At 40.3% G+C, this 20967-nt stretch carries 18 protein-coding genes; 8 read left to right on the forward strand and 10 right to left on the reverse strand.

The window, feature by feature from the left end; translation table 11 throughout:
* Positions 1–19 precede the first annotated feature (19 nt).
* The gene (gene rpoN / locus IPJ16_06125) at positions 20–1474 is read left to right on the forward strand and encodes an RNA polymerase factor sigma-54 (protein ID MBK7626763.1); all 1455 of its coding nucleotides are present in this window, start codon (positions 20–22) and stop codon (positions 1472–1474) included.
* Entirely contained in the window at positions 1474–2109 is a 636-nt protein-coding gene (locus tag IPJ16_06130) for a hypothetical protein (GenBank protein MBK7626764.1), read from the forward strand. Before rpoN ends, IPJ16_06130 begins: the two co-directional genes overlap by 1 nt.
* On the opposite strand, the gene IPJ16_06135 is transcribed toward IPJ16_06130, so the two are convergent.
* From IPJ16_06135 to rbfA, 7 genes are all read right to left on the reverse strand, one after another.
* Positions 2080–3096: a hypothetical protein gene (locus IPJ16_06135; protein ID MBK7626765.1), complete on the reverse strand. Its 1017-nt coding sequence runs from the start codon at positions 3094–3096 to the stop codon at positions 2080–2082. The two genes, IPJ16_06130 and IPJ16_06135, sit on opposite strands and share 30 nt — an antisense overlap.
* A 95-nt stretch (positions 3097–3191) precedes the next feature.
* Positions 3192–3974 (reverse strand): radical SAM protein, encoded by a 783-nt coding sequence (locus IPJ16_06140; GenBank protein MBK7626766.1) that lies wholly within the window; start codon positions 3972–3974, stop codon positions 3192–3194.
* A 207-nt stretch (positions 3975–4181) separates the two neighbouring features.
* The gene (locus tag IPJ16_06145; GenBank protein ID MBK7626767.1) at positions 4182–5357 is read right to left on the reverse strand and encodes an amidohydrolase family protein; all 1176 of its coding nucleotides are present in this window, start codon (positions 5355–5357) and stop codon (positions 4182–4184) included.
* Positions 5354–6127: a DUF4296 domain-containing protein gene (locus tag IPJ16_06150; protein ID MBK7626768.1), complete on the reverse strand. Its 774-nt coding sequence runs from the start codon at positions 6125–6127 to the stop codon at positions 5354–5356. The genes IPJ16_06145 and IPJ16_06150 overlap by 4 nt, the downstream gene beginning before the upstream one ends.
* A 5-nt stretch (positions 6128–6132) precedes the next feature.
* Positions 6133–7353: an ABC transporter permease gene (locus tag IPJ16_06155; GenBank protein MBK7626769.1), complete on the reverse strand. Its 1221-nt coding sequence runs from the start codon at positions 7351–7353 to the stop codon at positions 6133–6135.
* Between the two features lie 5 nt (positions 7354–7358).
* Positions 7359–8168 carry a class I SAM-dependent methyltransferase gene (locus IPJ16_06160; protein MBK7626770.1) on the reverse strand — a complete coding sequence of 270 codons (810 nt, stop codon included), beginning with the start codon at positions 8166–8168 and terminating at the stop codon, positions 7359–7361.
* 7 nt (positions 8169–8175) lie between these two features.
* Complete coding sequence (gene rbfA, locus IPJ16_06165; GenBank protein MBK7626771.1) at positions 8176–8514, reverse strand: 30S ribosome-binding factor RbfA; 339 nt, start codon at positions 8512–8514, stop codon at positions 8176–8178.
* 293 nt (positions 8515–8807) lie between these two features.
* Here rbfA and trpS point away from each other — a divergent pair, with 293 nt between their 5' ends.
* Positions 8808–9797 carry a tryptophan--tRNA ligase gene (gene trpS, locus IPJ16_06170; GenBank protein MBK7626772.1) on the forward strand — a complete coding sequence of 330 codons (990 nt, stop codon included), beginning with the start codon at positions 8808–8810 and terminating at the stop codon, positions 9795–9797.
* 206 nt (positions 9798–10003) lie between these two features.
* Here the strand turns inward: trpS and IPJ16_06175 are convergent, their stop codons facing one another.
* Positions 10004–12415 carry a TonB-dependent receptor gene (locus IPJ16_06175; protein MBK7626773.1) on the reverse strand — a complete coding sequence of 804 codons (2412 nt, stop codon included), beginning with the start codon at positions 12413–12415 and terminating at the stop codon, positions 10004–10006.
* A 215-nt stretch (positions 12416–12630) separates the two neighbouring features.
* Here IPJ16_06175 and IPJ16_06180 point away from each other — a divergent pair, with 215 nt between their 5' ends.
* The 4 genes from IPJ16_06180 to IPJ16_06195 are packed head-to-tail and all read left to right on the forward strand — an operon-like array spanning position 12631 to position 18185.
* The gene (locus tag IPJ16_06180) at positions 12631–15315 is read left to right on the forward strand and encodes a WD40 repeat domain-containing protein (GenBank protein ID MBK7626774.1); all 2685 of its coding nucleotides are present in this window, start codon (positions 12631–12633) and stop codon (positions 15313–15315) included.
* A 7-nt stretch (positions 15316–15322) separates the two neighbouring features.
* Positions 15323–16483 carry a hypothetical protein gene (locus tag IPJ16_06185; GenBank protein ID MBK7626775.1) on the forward strand — a complete coding sequence of 387 codons (1161 nt, stop codon included), beginning with the start codon at positions 15323–15325 and terminating at the stop codon, positions 16481–16483.
* Positions 16484–16503: 20 nt separating this feature from the next.
* On the forward strand, positions 16504–17991 hold the full coding sequence (locus IPJ16_06190) for a hypothetical protein (GenBank protein ID MBK7626776.1): 1488 nt from the start codon (positions 16504–16506) through the stop codon (positions 17989–17991).
* 41 nt (positions 17992–18032) lie between these two features.
* Entirely contained in the window at positions 18033–18185 is a 153-nt protein-coding gene (locus IPJ16_06195; protein ID MBK7626777.1) for a hypothetical protein, read from the forward strand.
* A 2-nt stretch (positions 18186–18187) separates the two neighbouring features.
* On the opposite strand, the gene IPJ16_06200 is transcribed toward IPJ16_06195, so the two are convergent.
* Positions 18188–18943, reverse strand: coding sequence for an ATP-binding cassette domain-containing protein (locus tag IPJ16_06200; protein MBK7626778.1), 756 nt, complete (start codon positions 18941–18943; stop codon positions 18188–18190).
* Entirely contained in the window at positions 18940–19683 is a 744-nt protein-coding gene (locus tag IPJ16_06205) for an ABC transporter permease (GenBank protein ID MBK7626779.1), read from the reverse strand. The genes IPJ16_06200 and IPJ16_06205 overlap by 4 nt, the downstream gene beginning before the upstream one ends.
* Before the next feature lie 124 nt (positions 19684–19807).
* On the opposite strand from IPJ16_06205, the gene IPJ16_06210 reads away from it, so the two are divergent.
* Positions 19808–20893, forward strand: coding sequence for an NTP transferase domain-containing protein (locus IPJ16_06210; GenBank protein MBK7626780.1), 1086 nt, complete (start codon positions 19808–19810; stop codon positions 20891–20893).
* Positions 20894–20967 lie beyond the last annotated feature (74 nt).

Raw genomic sequence — 20967 nt, forward strand, 5'->3', positions numbered from 1 at the left:
TTTTGTTGAGAAAAAGGGGATGTTAAATCAGAGGTTACAGCAGAAGTTGCTTCAGAAGCTTTCACCGCAGCAGATCCAGATGATCAAGCTGCTGGAAGTCCCTACCCTTCAGATAGAGGAGAGGATCAAGAAAGAACTGGAGGAAAACCCTGCCCTTGAAGAGGGACCGGATGATGAGGATGTCCAGCCGGAAGCAGAAGAGGATCAGTTTGATGAGAAAGATAAGGACCAGGAGGAATTCACCCTCGATGATTATATCGACGACGATGATATCCCCGATTACCGTCTGCAGACTAAGAATTATAGCAAGGATGAAGAGAAAAGGAGCGAAATACCTTTTTCAGTAGGATTTTCATTCCAGGAGCATCTCGAATCGCAGCTCGGACTCCGCGACCTTACAGAAAAACAGAAAATTCTCGGGGAATATATTCTCGGAAATATTGATGAGGATGGCTATCTCAGAAGAGAACTGATTAATATAGTCGATGATCTTGCTTTTCTCCAGAATATTGAAACAACTGAAAGCGAACTGGAAGAGGTTCTCAGTATTATTCAGGATCTTGAACCCTCTGGCGTGGGTGCCCGTACCCTGAGAGAATGCCTGCTGCTTCAGATTGAAAAACGGGATAAGACACAGCCTTCAATGATTCTGGCTCATAAAATCCTTGATCTTCATTTTGAAGAGTTTACAAAAAGACATTATGATAAAATAGTAGCACGGTTAGGGATTACGGAAAACGAACTGAAAGCAGCTATTGATGAGGTGCTTAAACTAAATCCAAAACCCGGAGGCGTCTACAGCGATCCTTTTAATAAGACATCACAGCCAATTATTCCTGATTTCATTCTTGAACTCTCCGAAGACGGGTTCGACCTTCATCTTAATTCCCGAAACCTGCCTGAACTCAGGCTTAGCGGGGCATACAGGGAGATGCTTCAGTCGTACAGCCAGGATAAGAGTCAGAAGAAAGAAATGAAGGATGCGGTTCAGTTTGTCAAGCAGAAAATTGACTCAGCCAGGTGGTTCATTGATGCCATAAAACAGAGGCAAAATACTCTCCTGCTTACAATGAATGCAATACTTGAATATCAGCAGGAATACTTTATCGATGGTGATGAGACCAAACTAAAACCAATGATCCTTAAGGATGTTGCTGAAATGACCGGTCTCGATATATCCACCGTATCAAGGGTGGCAAACAGTAAATTCATTCAGACGCATTTCGGGATATTTCCGCTGAAGTTTTTCTTCTCGGAAGGACTGCAGACCGATAGCGGAGAAGAGGTGTCAACCCGTGAGATTAAAAGAATTCTGCAGGATTGTATCGAAAATGAACAGAAAAGAAGGCCTCTTACCGATGAGAGGCTGACAGAAATATTACAGGAAAAGGGTTACCAGATTGCACGCCGGACAGTAGCAAAATACCGGGAGCAACTTAATATTCCGGTCGCAAGGCTGAGGAGGGAGATATAATGCAGACCGAAGGAAAAAAAGACTTAAGGGATACCCTTGCAAAAACAGTTTCGATAATTTTTCATCCGCTTTTGATGCCGGTGTACGGACTGGCAATTATTTTCTCGGGACCAACACTTTTTGGATACCTTCCCTTTGGAGTTAAGAAGTTGTTGTTGCTTATTATACTGATAAACAATGTATTCCTGCCAGTATCGTTAATGCCTTTCTTATATCACAGGGGTATCATAACTACCTGGACTATCGATGACAGAAAGGAGCGGCTGGTTCCGTTTGTGCTGACAACAGTCCTTTACGGTGCAACCTCATTTATATTCTTCAAGTTCCCTCTTCCGCTTTTCCTGAAATCTTTTATTTTCGGTGCCCTGTTTTTATCAATTCTTGTTACTATAATCAATCTGAAATGGAAGATCTCTGTCCATTCAGTTGGCGCAGGGGCCTTACTTGCAATGGTTTTGATACTCTCATTCAGGATGTATACTCCGCTGGTCTGGCACTTCATCGCTGTAGCAGTTGGAAGCGGTATTGTGCTCTCATCAAGGTTAAGGCTCAACTACCATAATCCTCAGCAGGTATGGTTTGGGCTTTTTACAGGATTTGCCGGATTATCCCTTTTTATGTTCTTGTTCCATTAATTCTTTAAGAGCAAAATCCAGCAGGATTTTACTCTTCTCAACAACTTCTTCAGACCATGTAGCTTTTAAAGGGGGCAGTGAAATTGAATCATCCAGATCTTCCTGAGTCGTCGTCGTAAACCAGCCCTTTGCTGATAAATATTCAGCCAGGTACTCCTGTTCTGTCTGACCGGGAGTCGGAATAAGCAATGCACTGCAATTAAGGGCTATAAGATCCATTATTGTTGTGTAACCAGAACGGCTAATCACACTCTCACTGCTTTTTATCATCATCATCATCTCCGGAGCTGACAAATGGTTATAAAAAGCAATATTTTCTGATCTTATTATGCTCTTCTCTTTATCAGGCCGCCCTTCAAGTATCACAGTAACCGGTTCTTTTTTACAGAGAATATTAACAAGTCTTTGCTTTAGCATTCCTCTTTGAGGTTCCGGTCCGGATAAGATTACAGTATTGTGTCTGAAATCGGGCATCTGATCTTTATTAGGTTCTCCGGAATTAATAAACCGTGAAATAATTCCTGTAAATCTGACATTATCCGGCAGCCTTACACCATGTGATAACCTGCCTGAAACATTCTGTTCCCCCGGCAGATCAGGAATGAGACAGAGCGAATATTGCCTGATTACCGCCCTGTGCAGAAGCACTCCAATAAATTCAAGAAGTTTAAATGCTTTAGGCAGAGGGATCAGCGGAAGATGTGTGACATATACCGAAGTAACATTTTTGTTCCATAAGCCAAACCTGTTATCGCTGATCACAATATCTATTTTATTTTCGCGGATGATCCTCTTTAACCGTTGATGCTCCAGAATTATATGATAAAGAAGGAGCGGGGTTTTGAGCAGCATTATGAAGTACTGAGGGAAATGTCTGGAATAGCCAGGCCTGAATCCTGAAAAATTAATATATCGCACACCCTTCATTTCGGCCCTGAAAAGTGCAAGGTGTTCATCGCCCGATCCTATGAAGATATTGTTATTCATTTCCTGCAGCTTTTTTGCCACAGGTATCATGCGTGCAGCATGACCTAATCCCCATTCGAGGGGACAGATTAATATGTTTTTTTTATCATTCAATATTATCCTGAAACCTGTGTTTTAAAACCAAGTTTTTCAACCTTTGCCGCAATCTCCTTGAGTTCCTTAAGCGGAACTTTTTTTAGTTTATCACCAACAGGAGTATCCCTCGATATAGTGTATATCATTACCTCTGAAGGCTTTATCGTTTCAATGGCATTCAGCCAGGCCTCTATTTCAGCGGGTGTTGTGTTGTCGATCACTGTGCCTTTATATTCACCCCTGAGGAAGAGTGTCTGAACAACAAGATTGCCATCGAAATCCTTCAGGTTATTTATCAGCTCTTCAACATTGAAAGAGCCCTTTGGCTGATTATGGATCTGAACGGTGGAATTAAAAGCCGAATCAAGCTTCAGAATGTTCTGGTCGACCTTCAAAAGAGCGCTCCTGATTCCGGGTTTTGTAATATTTGTGGCATTTGATAGCACTGCAATTTTAGCCTTTGGGAAATACTTATTCCTCAGAGTAATGCTATCGTCGATTATTCCAGAAAACTCAGGGTGCAGAGTAGGCTCTCCGTTTCCTGCATAGGTTATTACATCTGGAGACTCATTAGCTGCCTTCATTTCTGAGAGTTTCTTTTCAAGAGCCTTATATACTTCTTTCCTGCCCGGTAGTTTGTCCTTAATTTTCTCAATATCAGTTGTCCAGCCGCATTCGCAGTAAATACAATCGAAATTACAGACTTTCCGTTTGGTTGGCAGGAGGTTTATCCCCAGCGAAACGCCAAGTCTTCTGCTTTTTACAGGTCCGAATATTATCTCATCAAAAAGAAATGTGGCCATTTTTTAAGCTATTACAGGACTCAAAAATACCATAATAAAATCCAATAACTGCAAAGTGCTCAATGGATTTTCTCTGTGTCTCTCTGTGACAAACTGAGCTTGGCGAAGGCCTCTGTGTCTCTCTGTGTAACAAAAAAGAACTAACACAGAGTTACACTGAGGAGCACAGAGTTACACAGAGAAAATAAGAAAAATGCAGAGAACAGATCAGATCAGGCGGGTTACGTAACTGTCGCGTAGAAACTTCATATTTATCAGATCAACATTTTGGAGGAGAAGGAGTCCGGGTTTTTTGCCGGGTTCGATCTTTCCGAAATTATCATCCTCACCAAGTGCTCTGGCCCCGTTAATCGTCGCCCATTTTACAAGATCTTCAAGTGAAAGTGCCGGGAAATGCATCTGAAGCGAGATCAGTTCACTTAGTATACTGAGTTTTGTATTTGAAGCAAGGCTGTCGGTCCCAATTACGATCTCGCAGCCCTCATCAACAAGAAGATCAACAGGCGGGAATGTATTTTCTATATATATGTTTGAATTGGGGCAAAGGCACCAGTATAGGTTGTCTCTTTTCTGTACAGCCTTTATTGTTGAGGAATCTGCAAAAGTATTATGTACAAGTATAAGATTTCCGGAAGGAGTTACTTCGTTGAGAACAGTATCAACATGGTCCTTAACCATTTCCAGACGGGGAGGAATGAAGCCTGATTTTCTGTAAGTCTCCATTAACTCTCCTGAATGCTTTTCGATGAAATTTTTCTCTCCGGTACTCTCCATGAAATGGATTGAAGTAACTCTGTTTTTTTTGCTTTTTTGACGGAGAAGGCTGAAGAGTGTCTGCGACATCGAGTAGCATGAATGCGGCACAAACGACCAGGGGAGCTTCATTTCTTCTGCTGCCTCAGAGACCTTCACGCCCTCATTCATTCTTATTTCTGCTTTTTCCGGATTAATTCCGAATACTTCAATAAGGTTAATGTATTTTATTGCACTCTCCTTTTTGGTATTGAATGTATTGGTTGTGTTGCAAATATCCCCGCATAACGAAACACCTTCCTTATACATATAACTATCTTCTGTTGCTGCAGAGGAAATTATTGTATCAAATTCAGCAGCTCTTGTGTTGTTTATCTGAGCAAGAAACTCTCCCAGGCTTCCCCCCGGTTTTATAGTCCCCTTCATGTGCGACAATTCGAGATGGCAGTGACAATTTACGAATCCCGGAACAATTATGCCGTTATGGTATTCAACTGAATGCTGCTCTTTTACATCGATAAGTGTATCGTCAACACTTATTATTGTGCCGTCATCACCGGTGGTAATTACTCCTCTTTTAACTTTTGATCCTGAGTTTGTTATTATGAATTGTGCTGAGAAGCGTCTCATAAGAGCCCCGGCTTAAATGTTAAGTAGATTTTCTCTATTCTGAGGTTTCCCGGTGATTCGTCGGGGCAACTCCCTGAATTAAAGAACCAGCCTTTAACAAAGTATTCTGATTTTTCCTGTACATTGATCTGCAGGTTATAAGTATGCGGCTGGCCATCTTTCAGGTATTCAATAGTCTTTATATAGTGTCTCTTTCCTGTTTCTATACTGTCGGGATGACACATATACACGGTTGGCCGCGGGTTATAAGACTGGTCAGAAGGAGACAGGGTAACAGTATATGACAGATAATATATACCCTGACTGTTTGCCTTAAGAATAAAATTGGCAGAATCGATACCGGAACCATCAGGCAATAAATATGAATTCTCACCTTCCCATATATTCGCCATCCTTGATTGTATCTGGGCTACTTCAGCTTCATATCTCGATTGCATCTCACTCAGTATTCCAAGTACCTGATCATAAATTTTAATAAGTTCCTTTGGCTTTTTAACATAATAATACTTGAGCGTCATATCCATTGCCTCCTTTGTATAACCATGCATTTTAAACACATCCAGATGTGCCTTAAATGTATCGGAAAGTGAATATAGCTGTGAAGTTTTCGGAATAGAAAGCAAACCATCTGTAAGGTAAAGCTCTGTGATCAGTTTCACAAGTTCCTTTTCAGGAATCATGTTGCTATGCTCAACCCTGCTCTTCCTGGTTGAACAGGAACCTGCAATTAGTAAGAAGATCAGAAGACTGATGGTTATTAACCGCGTCATTTTATTTAAGTGTTTTTAAGAAACTTTTTTGTAAGAAACCTTACAGGGTACCATGCTGCCCAGTAACCTATCAGCAGCACCGTAACCGGGACAATAATAAAATCTTTGAGTTTTATAACTACAGGATATGCATCCATAATCAGCGATTCGCTCTGTAGTTTGACCAGCCCGAAAGTCTGTTGCAGCCAGCAGATAGCGAAACCAAGGAAGACACCTGCCATGGCTCCGATTATCGATATCAGCCAGCCTTCAAAGATGAAAATCTTCTGAATAAGGCTGTTATCAGCTCCCAGGCTCTTCAGTATTTCAATATCGCGTTCCTTTTCGATAATAAGCATTGTAAGTGATCCTATTATGTTGAACGAAGCAATTATAAGTATTAGTGTGAGAATGAAGAAAATTGCCAGTCTTTCTGAGCGCATAACCTTATAAAACAACTCCTGCTGCTCATACTGATTTTGTACAACAAATCCTTTTGCGAAAATTTCTGTTACTCTTTTTTGAACTGATTTAGGATCGGCGCCTTCTTTAAACCTGATCTCGATTGATGATACTCCCTCATACGTTTCAATAAGGTTCCTCACAAAATCAATAGGCAGGTAAACATATTTTGAATCATACTCTTTCTCAACCTCAAAAATCCCTGAAGGGAAGACATACTGACGTTTCAGTGCATTTTCCGGATCAAGATTTGTGCTTGCATCTTTCCTGGGAACAATAATACTCAATTGTTGCACAAAGTTGATTCTCATCCCAAGGTTTACCGCTACTCCCATTCCCGGGATTGCAAAGGAGCGTCCTTTATCATCATTAAGGATAAAATCGCCTTCCCACATGGCACTGTCGATATTGGTCACCATTGCATAGTTGTCATCCACACCTTTAATTGTGGCTATGTATTGCCTGTCGCCATATTTAAGCAGGGCATTTTCTTCCAGGCTGAGAGAATAGCACGACAATCCTTCCACATTCGCCAGAAGCTTAAGTCTTGCAGTGTCAGGTATAAATGTTTTTCCTTCAGTAACAGTAATTTTTAAATCCGGATCAAAAGTGTTGAAGATCTTACTTACCATTGTCTCCAGTCCGTTAAAGACCGAAAGAATGATTATCAGTGCCATTGTTCCGACAGCAACACCGGCTACTGAAACAGCTGAGATAACATTTATGGCGTTCCGCGATTTTTTTGCGAACAGATATCTCTTTGCTATGTATAATGAGAGCTTCACTGTATTTATTTTCTGGCAGTTACAAGCAGTCCAGTCCCTGTCTTATGTGTAATATTCAGATCAAAAATGTTAAGAATTATTGATACCGGAAAGAAAATAAGATAATAAAACGGGAGAATTATGAAAAAGAGGTACGAGACATTCAGCATCTTCACCGGATATTTCATAGAGAGTCTCCATGAGATACCTCCGGGCTTACCGTAAGTATATCGCGCTTCAACTTTGCTGAAACCGGCCTTTGTAAGTTTTTCGGTTATTTCTTTTATCCCGTAACCGTCTCTCACATGCTCATCAATAAATGACTTATCATCATCATCATGCACATCGGAACCTCCCTGATCGGAAGGAGTGGAGATTATAAGGATCCCGTTGTTTTTGAGTGCCCTGCAGAAGTTGCTGAAAACAAGTACATCTTCCTCGATATGTTCCATCACATCTACCGAAAGGATGATATTATATTTATCCGACTCGTGAAGTTTTGTGAGATCACCGGTTTCAAATATAATCCTATCCGATAATCCTGCCCTGGCAAAGAAATTGTTGCAATCTGTAATCTGCTCACTGTTGATGTCAACAGCCTTTATTCTCCATTGCTTATTCATCCGGCTCATCCGCCAGGTATACTGACCAAAACCTGAACCGGCGTCAAGCACTGAAGCTTCTCCGGTAAATTCGGCTGAAATTTTCCGCAGTGACTTTTTCACATGCCAGGTGCGGAGTAAAAGGAGATCAAGTAAAAAGTAGAGAGTCTTTCTCATCAGCTGCGATCCTGCAAAGAATCTGCCCAGCGATTTTTTTATTGGTTCGTACTGCATATAGATATCAGGATTTCAGCAGCTTGTCTATTTTGTCGATATAATCGAGACTGTCGTCAATATGGAAGGCTATATCGGGGACAATTCTTAACTGTGTTCTTACCTTGTGACCAAGATCGAACCTGATCTTGGAACTGTGCTCCTGTAAGGATTTAAGCACCTCATCCTGATTTGTGGCCGGGAAAATACTTATGTAGACTTTTGCAAATGACAGGTCGGGACTAATCCTTACCCTGGTTATTGAGACCAGTTTTCCATGTGCAAATTCATTACCCCTCTTAAGAAATATGTCGGCCAGTTCTTTCTGAATTAACCTTGATACTTTTTTCTGTCTTGTCGATTCCATGGCCTGTAATATTTAGAGAGACAAAGGTAATAAAAAATGACGATTTTTGCCCCCCAACCCCCCTGAAGGGGGGCTTATTTCTGCTTATGAGAAAAATTTGCTTTCCTCTCACAAATTATCAATTTTAGGATAGTAAGTTAAAGAAAATCACCTATTTTACGAAATTAACCCCCCTTCAGGGGGGCAGGGGGGCGTAATGTGCAACAGCATAATGCCATAACGCCTTTACGCCTTATTGCCTTTGTGCCTTTGCGCCATTTTATTACATTTGTGAAATTTTTATAGAAGGAAAAATGGACACAGTTGTGAGTGGCATCAGGTCGACAGGGAACCTGCATCTCGGAAATTATTTCGGAGCGGTTAAGAACTTTCTCAAAATGCAGAAGGAGAATAACTGCTATTTTTTTATTGCTGATTACCATGCACTTACAACCCATCCCAAGCCTGAGGATCTACATGGAAATATAAAGCAGATACTTGCAGAATACCTTGCCTGTGGAATCGATCCTGAAGTTGCAACAGTTTTTATCCAGAGCGATGTCCCTGAAGTCTCGGAATTATACCTGTTGCTCAACATGAACGCATACGTCGGAGAGCTTGAGAGAACAGCTTCATTCAAGGATACCGTAAGAAAGCAGCCGGATAACATAAATGCTGGACTGCTGACATATCCGGTATTGATGGCTGCTGACATTATAATTCATAAAGCCCATAAGGTACCGGTTGGAAAAGATCAGGAGCAGCACCTCGAAATGACCCGCAGGTTTGCCAGAAGGTTTAACATGATGTATGAAGTGAATTATTTCCCTGAGCCTGATGCATACAATTTCGGTCAGCAGCTGGTAAAGATACCCGGACTTGATGGTACAGGGAAGATGGGCAAAAGCGAAGGTAACGGAATATTTCTGGCTGATAAACCGGAGGATATCAGGAAGAAAGTTATGAGGGCAGTAACCGATACCGGACCAACTGAACCAAATCAGAAACCAACCGAAGCTGTTCAGAATCTTTTTACGATTATGAATGTGGTTTCAGAGGAATCTACTGTTAAATATTTCACAGAAAAATATGCTTCATGCGAAATCAGATACGGCGACATGAAGAAGCAGCTTGCAGAGGATATTATAAAATTCACTGAACCGATTCGTCTAAGGATCAATGATATATTAACTGACAATAAATATCTTTCAAAGGTGGTGGCTGCAGGTGCGGAGAAAGCACGGGCGAGCGCTTCAAAGACAGTGAGAGAGGTTCGCGAGATTATAGGCTACAGATCATTTTAGGGAAAAATAAAAGCCAGGGTTTTGGCCTGGCTGCCCCGATTGCTCAGGGATATGATTGAGATTGCCTTTGTTATATAGTATAAATCAAATTCCATGCCAATATTACCTCATCCCAACCCCTCTCCCGGGGGATAGGGGCTAACTAGTTGATAGTATTATTCTTACCCTTTTCTCTCCTGGGAGAAGGGGGCAGTGGGATGAGGCACCTAAACAATCACTCTAAGCGACAAGATAAAATTCCTTCCGGGAGCCACAATACCCGATGAATAGGGCCTGTACCTTAAATCGAGAATATTTTCAACTCCTGCATTAACAACAAGCCATTTTGTAAAATTACAGGTAGCCTTGCAGTTAAGGGTAAACCATCCCGGTGACCAGGGATTGCCATTTTCATCAGCTGCATATATGTAGGGCTTTTCAGATTCCGAAGGTGGCATGTCCTTATTTCTCCTGGCTCCGTTATATGATGAATAGAGGTCGGCAGTGATTTTTGCAGTGGAATAAACCAGATGTGTTGAGCCAAAAGCAGGAGCAGCATGGCGTAAAGGAATTCCTCCCTCTTCATATCCCTTTGTTAATGTCAGAGATGATCTTATCGAAAGATGTTCGGAGGCATTAACCTGAACATTAATATGAGTACCATAAACCCTTGCATAGTTTGCGTTAGTAATGGCCTGCACCTTGCTTAAAACCCCCTTGTATACTATTGAATCCTCGCCGTTAAAAAGAAAATCGTGCCTCACCATTGCATTGTTGAGCATTGTATAAAATCCGGTAACATCGATGTGAAGAAATCCGGCGAAATCTTTTGAAAGACCCAGATCGATATTATATGCATACTCAGATTTAAGATCACTGTTTGGAACCACAACAACCCCTGCAACCGGATCGAATATTTTACCTGTATCATCAAGGTTGGGAGCTCTGAATCCTGTTGAGGCATTTAAATTGATCTGCATCTTTTCATCAGGCCTGAAGACCAGACCTGCTGCTCCGGTAAGCGCACCATTTGACATCGATATTTCAGTGAAAGGTACATTGAAAAAAGAGTTGTCAATTATTGAGGAGTTAAGTGTCACATAGTTATATCTCAATCCTGTATTGAAAGTTATCTTTTCAGTAAGGTTATTCTTGAACCCTGCATATGCTGCAATGCTGTTGTACCTGTTTTTACCGTCCGGGTATCTCGATGCCGCAGGAGTTAGGGCACCGTTTGTAATATTACGGGTATGAGCATTAGATACAACATCGTTATTCACATATTCAATGCCATAATAAATCAGCTGATCATCCGTCGAAAGGCTCTTGTCAAAATCAAAATTGGCACTTAAAATACCCACTTCATCAAATTGCTCATTGATAGTACTCTTTCCAAAACTCCTGTCGTGCCGGCTCTCGCGGTAATTTTGCTGAGCTGCGGTTACTTTAAGTTCGTCGAAAAGCCTGTTACCTTTTTTAAGGGTCAGCTGAAGACTATTCATCATCCAGATCTGCGGACCGTAATACCATTCGCCATACCGTAGTTTTCCCGACCTGTATTGGATTAATCTGTCATACCTTGGAACATCAGAGAGTCTGGAATAGTGATTTGCAAACACGACATCGAGATTCTCAGATAGCTTAACCCTCAGCTTATTCATCGTGTTCAGCTGGCTATAGCCTGAAAAATACTGAATATCGCGATTTGAATTTAACATAACCGAATCTTTAGCACCGTTGTTAACGACATATTCGGGACGGGTATATTCCTCATGTTTTCTTGAACCCATTTTTAAATTACTGAAGTCAGAATATGAGATACTTGTAAGAAAAGCAATTTTTCTGCTTCCGATATTTAAGTCAAAATGGTTCGTTTTTTCTTTGTTAGCCGTAGCAAAACGGGTGAAAGCATCAGCTTTTATGTAGAGCTTGTTTCCTGTGGTAAAGAGTGCTTTTTTTGTATGAAAATCCATCACCCCGCCTATAGCATCACTGCCATAGATGGTTGCACCCGGACCGAAAATTATCTCGGTGGCCTCAATTGCAGAAGGATCGAGTGAGATAACGTTCTGTATATTCCCCTCGCGGTAAATTGCATTGTTCATTCGAACGCCGTCAACTACTATAAGTACTCTGTTGGTAGCAAATCCCCTTATCATCGGACTTCCTCCTCCAAGCTGGCTTTTCTGAATAAAAACCTCATCAGATATTGCAAGGAGATCGGCAGCTGTCTGGGGATTCTGAAGTTCAGCAAGTGGTTTAAGAACAGATGTAATCTTATTCGGCACCTCAGTTTTATTCTGCTCCCATCGGTTTGCGGAGATCACAAACTCTTCCATAGCGAAAAGCTTCCTGTTCAGTTTAATATTAAAATTGCTCTTATTGATCTCTTCAATACTAAGGCAAAGCCGTTCAAAAGTAAAGTGATGAAAGCAAATTACATCCTTCTCTCCAAACGCAGAAATATCTGCTTTCCCCGATCTGTTTGTATAGATAAATTTTGATCCCGACTCATTAGTAAGTGCAACATCAGCAACAGGCTTAAGGTCCTCACTGTCAACAACAGTAACTATTTGTGAATAAGAGTTTACCAGTAAAATGAAAGGTAATAAGCATATAAGGATCAAAGACTTTTTCATGAATAAGGTCTAAATATGTTGTAAAAATAGCAAAAAGTTGGAGTTTTTTTAACCACAAAGAACACAAAGGTATCACTAAGGACGCAAAGTTAAAACATTGAAATTCAGTCCTTTGTGCCCTTTGTGTAAAGCCTTGGTGCCCTTTGTGGTGAAAGAAAGATATGGGTAACACATAATTTGTTAATTTTGAAAAGAGTATTACTTATCCAAAGGACGTGGGAAAAAGGATTGCTATCATTTTGCCGGTACTTCTTATTTTATTAATTGCAGTTGTGGGTTATCTCTTTCAGCAGGGCAAAAAAACATTGTTTACCGATCCTTTTAAAGCAATAACACCTGATGCCTGTTTAGTAATTGAGACCATTGACCTTCAGAGTTTTCTTAATTCAGTAACAACCGGAAAGGGACTATTTGGAGAAGCAGGACGGGTGAAGCAATTTGAGAACTTCAACAGAAAAGTAAAATTTGTTGCAGATCAGCTTAACAGGAAAGAGTACAAGAAGCTGCAGCCCGACGGATCTGCAATAATATCCTTCTCGGTTTCAGAAACAGGAAACCCTCAAGCACTTCTTTCAATGACTGTCCCTTCTGAAATCAGGATAAGACAGGTCAGGGAGATCCTCAATAGTACAGGTATTACAGATGTGTCGTTAGCAGGAAAAGGTAAAAATTCTGTTCTCCGAATACCGTATTCAATAAACACATTATCAGACACTTTATTCATAGCTATTAATTCGGGACTGTTGCTCTGCAGCAGTTCGGCAGAGGTAATTGATAATGCCATTTTACAGATTGAAAAGGAAACTGACGTGAGGATGATCCCCGGTTTTCAAAAAGTTATGCTGGCATCGGGGAAGAATGAAGACAAACTGTTTGTTGTATTTGCTAATCTGCAAAAACTGTTAAAATCTGTCCTGGACGAAAGAGGAACACTTCTTTCCGGCAAAATAGTGAAGCTGGCAGGTACTGCGGGAGGAGATATTTATATTAATGAGGATGGGCTGGTGCTGAGCGGTTACACAGAAACCATTGATTCATCAGAGTTACTGTACAAATATAAATCCATACCCCCGAAAGAGTTTCATACTTATAAGATTCTGCCTTCGGCCACAGCTCTTTTCGAAACCCTAATTCTCCCCCTCATCCCTTCGTCCTCCGTAGCTTCAGCGAAGGAGGATCCGCTCATAGGAAGAACTTCTGACTTTGCAGCAAAGCTCAAACCATTCATCAGTGAGGAGATAACCAGGGTAATTATTGACATAAAAGAGAGACCGGTAGCCGACAATACTCTGATAATCTATGAGCTGAATAACAGGGAGCAGGCAGAAAAGCTTTTCACCGATGAATCCGGTTCAGAGATTGAGATACTTTATTTTCAACCCGATGATCAGATAAAGATCCCCGTTTTTATGACCCCTTTTAAGGGTCTTTCTGAGGTTCTGCTACCGGGTTTCGCAGGTGGAACCGATGACTCATATTTTACTTTCTATGATAATTTTCTGATCACAGGCAGTTCATTTGCCACAATTTCCAGAATGCTGTATGACAATCTGCTGAATAAAACACTTGCCAACGACCTTGTTTACAGGGATTTTGAAACCACTTTGCCAAGCAGGGCTGGTTACTATTTCTTTTGCGTACCGTCGCGTATAACCGAATATCTTGCAGAATTCCTGAACGAGGATATAATAAAGGCACTTAAATCAAACAGGGAATCACTCAATAAAATTCAGGCAGCGGGATACCAGTTTGCTTCAAGTAACGGGATGATATACAATAGTTTATCTGTCAGGTTTAAAGAAGAGGTAAGGGAAGAATCGACAACAGAATGGGAGACACTTCTTGATACCACTGCGGGTATCAAACCATTCTTTTTTACAAATCACATAACAGGGGCAAAGGAGATCTTCATACAGGATATGAAAAACAATGCTTATCTCATAAATGCGGCAGGACGAGTACTCTGGAAAGTACCGCTTAATGAGAGAATTGCAGGCAGTATTTATATGATAGATTATTTTCGTAACGGAAAGTACCAGTTACTCTTTTCAGGCAGAAACTATTTGCACCTTCTCGATAGAAATGGTAATTATGTTGAGCGCTATCCGGTTAAGCTTAGATCACCGGCAACCAATTCACTCGCACTTTTTGACTATGATAATAATCTGAATTACAGACTTTTTATTGCGGGAGAAGATAAGCTGGTTTATTCATACGACAAGTATGGAAGTGTTGTGAAAGGATGGAAGCCATTCCGGACAAGCGGTTTTGTAAATTCGGAGATAAGTTATTTCAAGGTATCAGGGAAAGATTATCTGGTCGCTTCAGATGATGTATCACTTTACTTTCTCGACCGGACCGGTAATAAGAGGGTAACTCTGCAGGATGCTGTAAGCAGATCGAAGGGATCATCATTGAAGCTTAATCCGGGAAATGAACCATACCTGGTATGTACTTCACCGGATGGCACAATTCAAAATATTTATTTCGACGGAACTGTTAAGAAAATAACAATAAAACAATTTTCAGTTGACCATTCATTTGACATTTTTGACGTAGATGGCAATGGTTTTGGTGAATATATTTTTATTGACAAGGGGATATTATATCTTTATGACAATAGAAAATCAGAGATGTTCTCCCGGGAATTTGGATCAGACCAGCTGGGAGGACCGATCAATTTTATTTTTTCTTCATCAGAACGCAGAATCGGGATGTTTGATATAAATAAAAAACTGATCTATCTGATTGATAAAAACGGGGAAACAATGAAGGGATTCCCTCTCAGGGGGGCGTCGATGTTCTCAATAGGGAAACTGTCGGATAAGAGCGGATGGCATCTGATTGTCGGAGGTACTGACAGATTTCTTTATAACTATAAAATTGACACAGATAATTGAAAATATTATGAAGACGAAATTACAAGGTTTGATTTTTCTCGTGCTGCTATTTCTGATGGCAGCGTGTGTGAAGGAAACCTACGACATGAATAAGCTCTCATCGAAGGTTCATCTTACGCCTTCTATGGTTCTTGCCGCTATCAAAGGAGAGATCGCACTGAGTGATATGGTAAAATCAAATGATACCGTTGTTTTTGACCAGAACAATTTTGTAAAAGTCATTTTTAAAGAGGATGATGTAATTGATTTACATTTTGCCGACTTTAGTCCTTTTAAAGGGCCGGTTAGCTTAAATGAAGTTTACGGTGTCAAAGGCCCAATGAATGCAACAATTGATCCTCAGACAATTGATCTGGGTATTGATGAGCTTCTCGATCACTTAACCGGAACCTTCCTTATCTCAAATCCGTCTATAACACTATCATATACCAATTCATTCAGAGATCCGATTCAGGTTACTTTTAATGCATCGGGAAAGAGAAATGCCCAGACAGTTGATCTCGGTCTTGCCCCCTTTACAATAGCATATCCGGGTCCTGGTGTTACTGAAGTTACATCGAGCCTTAAAATTGACAAGAGTAATTCTGCCCTGCCTGCTCTTATATCACTGCCGCCTGAAACGATAACATTTTCAGGCAGTGCTTCGATTAATTCTTCAGGTACCATTCCTCTGCCGGGAGATGCAAGATTTCTTGCTTCACTTGAAATAGTCATTCCAATGGAGTTAAGATTCAATAATCTCCAGTTTGCTGATACACTAGATAATTTTATGAAGGATGAGAGTGGCGACAGTCCCTTTGACTTTGGTAATTTTGGTTTGCTGAAGGTCATTCTAAACGCCAGTAACGGTTTCCCGTTGGGGATAGGAGTAAAAATGAGTCTTTATGATTCTGTGACAAAATCAATAAAAGCAACTATCGATGGCACCGATTTGCTTAAACCAGCTCCCGTTGATAATACAGGTAAAGCAAACGGAGTGACCGATTCCAATACAAGTATTGAGCTGACGCCGGATTTTTTCAAGTCGGTAAATAAGGCTGACAAAATCATATTCAGCTTTACCCTGAATACTTCAGATAACGGAACAAAGGATGTTAAGATTTACTCTGACTATAGTATCGATTTCAATGCCGCTCTGATAGTAAAACCAGATATAAACCTGAAGTGAACATATTATACAAAAGCAATATGACCCGAAAAATAAAATATATACTGACACTGCTTCTGGCAATGGTTATTACTGATCTTGCGGCTCAGAACAGTCAGGTTATGTATTATATGAACCTGCCTCAGAACCATCTTCTTAATCCTGCGATGAGGCCATCAAATAAAGTCTATATAGGATTGCCTGCATTATCAGGTATTAACCTGAATATCAACAATAACTTCATCAATTTCTCGGATGTATTTATGCCAGGAAAAACTGGCGATTCAGTAATTACATTTCTTCATCCCGACAATGATATAAATGATTTCATTGATAAGATTAGCGACAAGAATTCAATTCAGCCTCAGGCAGCAGTTCAGCTTTTTGGACTTGGTTTTTCAGCAGGGAAAAATTATGTTTTTCTTGATATAAATGACAGAATAGAGGGGAATCTGGTTATCCCTGGAGACATCTTTAAGCTGGCTTTACTTGGGAATGAAAGCTTTGTTGGCGATAGAATAGATCTTTCTTCCTTAAGAGGAGATGTTAAATATTACCGCGAGCTGGGAGTAGGGTTTTCAAGAGATATTACAAGCAGACTGAGAATAGGGGTGAAAGCAAAAGTGCTTAAAGGAATTGCTACTGCATCGATAGTTAACAGGTCATTGGCAATTGCTGTAAATGACGATTATTCACATATTCTCGATGCCGACATGACGGTCAATATCAGTGCGCCTATGCGGGTCTATATGGATGCTGACCATAATATTGACAGTCTTGTTTTTGATGATAAACGTTTTGACGAAACCAGCAGTATTATCGACTTTGCTATGGGCAGGCAGAACACAGGATTTGGTATAGACATTGGTGCTACATTTGATGTTACTGAAAAACTTGTTGTTTCAGCAGCAATAACCGATCTGGGATACATTAAATGGAAGAAAGATCTGACAAATCTGAATGCAGAGAGTCAGTTCACCTTCAGTGGATTAAATATTACGGATGCGGTAAATGGTACAAAAACATTCGATGAGCTCGGACAGGAGATTATGGACTCACTTAAAAATTCCTTTAAATTGTCAGACTCTAAAAATCCATTCACAACTTATCTCCCCGCGGGTCTTACCCTTGGAGGAAGTTATAATCTTACAAAGAGTGTCTCACTGGGTGTATTGTCATATAGCCGGTTCATTGGCAAACAGATACGTGAGTCGCTGACTCTTTCTGCAAATGTGAATTTCGGGAATGCTTTTTCAACTAGTGTCAGCTATACTGCGGCAAATAAAAGGTTCGATAATCTTGGTTTAGGCCTGGCATTCCGTCCGGGGATATTTCAGTTTTATATACTATCCGACAGAATACCGGTTATGTGGAATAAAATCAAGACAGATGGTGGTACAATCCCTCTTCCTGTTAGCTGGAATACAATTCATCTGAGGTTTGGAATGAATCTTGTTTTTGGCAACAAGATCAAGAAGAAGGATGATAAACCGATGGTAATAATTGAAGAAAACGCTGAAAAGAAATGATATTGATCCGTTTCGCCTTAATTGGGCTAATTGTATATCTTTTGGTAAGATCATTTATGAAAGACGGTTCGGAGGGTTCACAATCTTCATCAAATCAGAACCATGGAAATAAGGATAATCTCACAGTCAAAAAAGTCTCCAAAAAGATAGGGGAGTATGTAGATTATGAGGAAGTAGACAAGAAGAAGACCTGAGATTATTTGTCGGGAAATCTTATTTTCTTGGCGAGTGAATTGGCAAAAACAAAATCATTAAGCGGTTCACAATCTGAAATAAGGATTTCGTTCTTATTTCCTTCCCAGCATTTTTTACCGTCGCTGATAAAGACGATTTTTTCTCCGATTTCCATTACTGAATTCATGTCGTGAGTATTTACAATAGTAGTCATTGCATACTCCTCTGTGAGCTCTTTAATTAGTTCGTCAATTAAAATAGCGGTAATTGGATCGAGGCCTGAATTGGGTTCATCGCAGAACAGATATTTTGGATTAAGAGAAATCGCCCTTGCTATTGCCACCCTCTTCTTCATTCCTCCTGAAAGTTCTGCGGGATACAGTTTGTTGGAATTAATGATATTAACACGATTGAGACAGGTATTTACCCTTTCATTTTTCTCCTCAAGAGTTTTGTCGGTAAACATATCAAGAGGGAAACGCACATTCTGTTCAACTGTAAGAGAGTCAAACAGTGCACTCCCCTGGAACAGCATTCCCATTTCACTTCGTATTATTTTCTTGTCTTTGAAATCGAGCTTATTGAAAAGTACGTCTTCGAACCAGATCTCCCCGCTGTTTATTTCAAGCAGGCCGACAATAGATTTCAGTAGCACGGTTTTGCCCGAACCGCTTCTTCCTATGATAAGATTGGTTTTACCCGTTTCAAATGTCACTGAGATATCTTCAAGGACAATCTTGCCATTGAATGATTTATGTAGGTTCTGTACTCTTATCATGACAGCAGGAGTTGAGTTAGAATAACATTGAACAGCAGAATAAGAACACTGCTGTATACAACTGCCTTAGTACTGGCACGACCCACTTCGAGCGAACCGCCTTCAACATAATATCCCTGAAAGGAAGAGACACTGGTTATAATAAATGCAAAAAACACTGTTTTGATAAGGGAGTATACTATATAATATGGTATGAAGGCATATTGTATGCCGTATATAAAATTTTCAGGCGTAAGTACCCCGGCAAGAGTACCTGCTATTCCACCTCCAAAAATTCCCACGATTATACTGATAAGATTAAGAACCGGATTAAACAGAACTGTAGCGATTATTTTTGGTAAGATAAGATAAGAAGCTGAGTTTACTCCCATGATCTCCAAAGCATCAATCTGCTCAGAGACTCTCATTGTTCCGAGCTCTGATGCGATATTAGACCCGACTTTTCCTGCCAGAATGAGAGCTGCAATCGTAGATGAGAACTCAAGTATCATCGAATCGCGGCATCCGAGTCCAATCAGGTATTTAGGATATATGGGGTTTTCAGTATTGTAAGCTGTCTGCAGTGTAATCACAGCTCCCATAAAGAAAGAGATTATAGTTATTATGCCTACAGAGGTAAGTCCGAGGTATACAAACTCTCTCATGGTCTGTTTGTAGTATACGATAGGTTTTTCCGGTTTTGAAAAAACTTTCTTGAGCAACAGGAAATAGAGACCGACCTGTGAAAAAAATCTGATCATTTCATAAAGTTAGTACCCCCAAAATTACTAATATTTACCGTATTTCCGTTACATGCATTTTTGAAACCTGAATGCATAATTAATTATATATTTGCATAATTGTTTCTGAAAAATTAATTCCCCTATGAATAACAGGTACGTAATAATTATGGCAGGAGGAGTCGGAAGCCGTTTCTGGCCTTTGAGTCGAAAAGATAAGCCGAAGCAGTTTCTTGATATTATTGGTACAGGAGAGACTCTTATTCAGCAGACATACAGGCGGTTTAAGTCTGTATGTCCGGAAACGAATATTTTTGTTGTAACGAGTCAGGATCACAAAGCACTTGTTGTTGAGCAGCTTGGAATAGAACCTTCTCATGTACTTGGAGAGCCTTTCAGACGAAATACTGCTCCATGTCTTGCTTATGGTACTTTCAGGATCCTGAAGGAGAATCCTGATGCTGTTATTGCTGTTACTCCGGCCGATCATCTTATTGTTAAGGAAGAGAAGTTTAATGAGGTTATTAAGAATTGCTTCGATTTTGCAGAGAAGAATGATGGTCTCATAACATTAGGGATAAAGCCCGACAGACCGGAGACAGGTTATGGATATATCCAGGCCGATCAGAAAAAGCCTGTCAAGGGCTATGAAAACCTGCTTAAAGTAAAGACATTCACAGAGAAACCTGATATTGATCTTGCCAGAGTATTTATTGAGAGCGGAGATTTTTTCTGGAACTCCGGAATTTTTATATGGAACATTAAATCAATTATGTCAGCTTTTGAAAGACATATGCCCGATACCTATCATGTGTTTAATGACGGAAGGAGTTTTTTCGGAACTAAACAGGAAGAAAACTTTATAGGAAAGACATATGCTGAATGCCGTAATATATCTATTGATTATGGTATTATGGAAAAGGCTGATAATGTATACGTAATGTGCACAGACATCGGATGGTCCGATCTTGGAACATGGAGTTCGTTATATGAACATTCTGCTGTGGATAAGAAGGGCAATTCACTTGTTAGAGGAGAGGTGTTCACGTATGAGAGCAAGGGAAATATTCTGAATATTGCACCAGGTAAAGTTGCTGTATTGCAGGGATTAAAAGATTTTATTATTGTTGACTCCGATGATGTCCTGCTGATAGTTAAAAAGGAAGATGAGCAGAAAATAAAGCAATATCTGGAAGACGTAAAGAAGGCGACTAACGAAAAATACCTTTAGCCCCCCAACCCCCCTAAAGGGGGGCTATATTTCTCATAATTAGAAATATATGCAATGTCCGAATTAACCCCCCT

This window comes from Bacteroidales bacterium (assembly GCA_016709865.1).
Classification (GTDB): domain Bacteria; phylum Bacteroidota; class Bacteroidia; order Bacteroidales; family VadinHA17; genus LD21.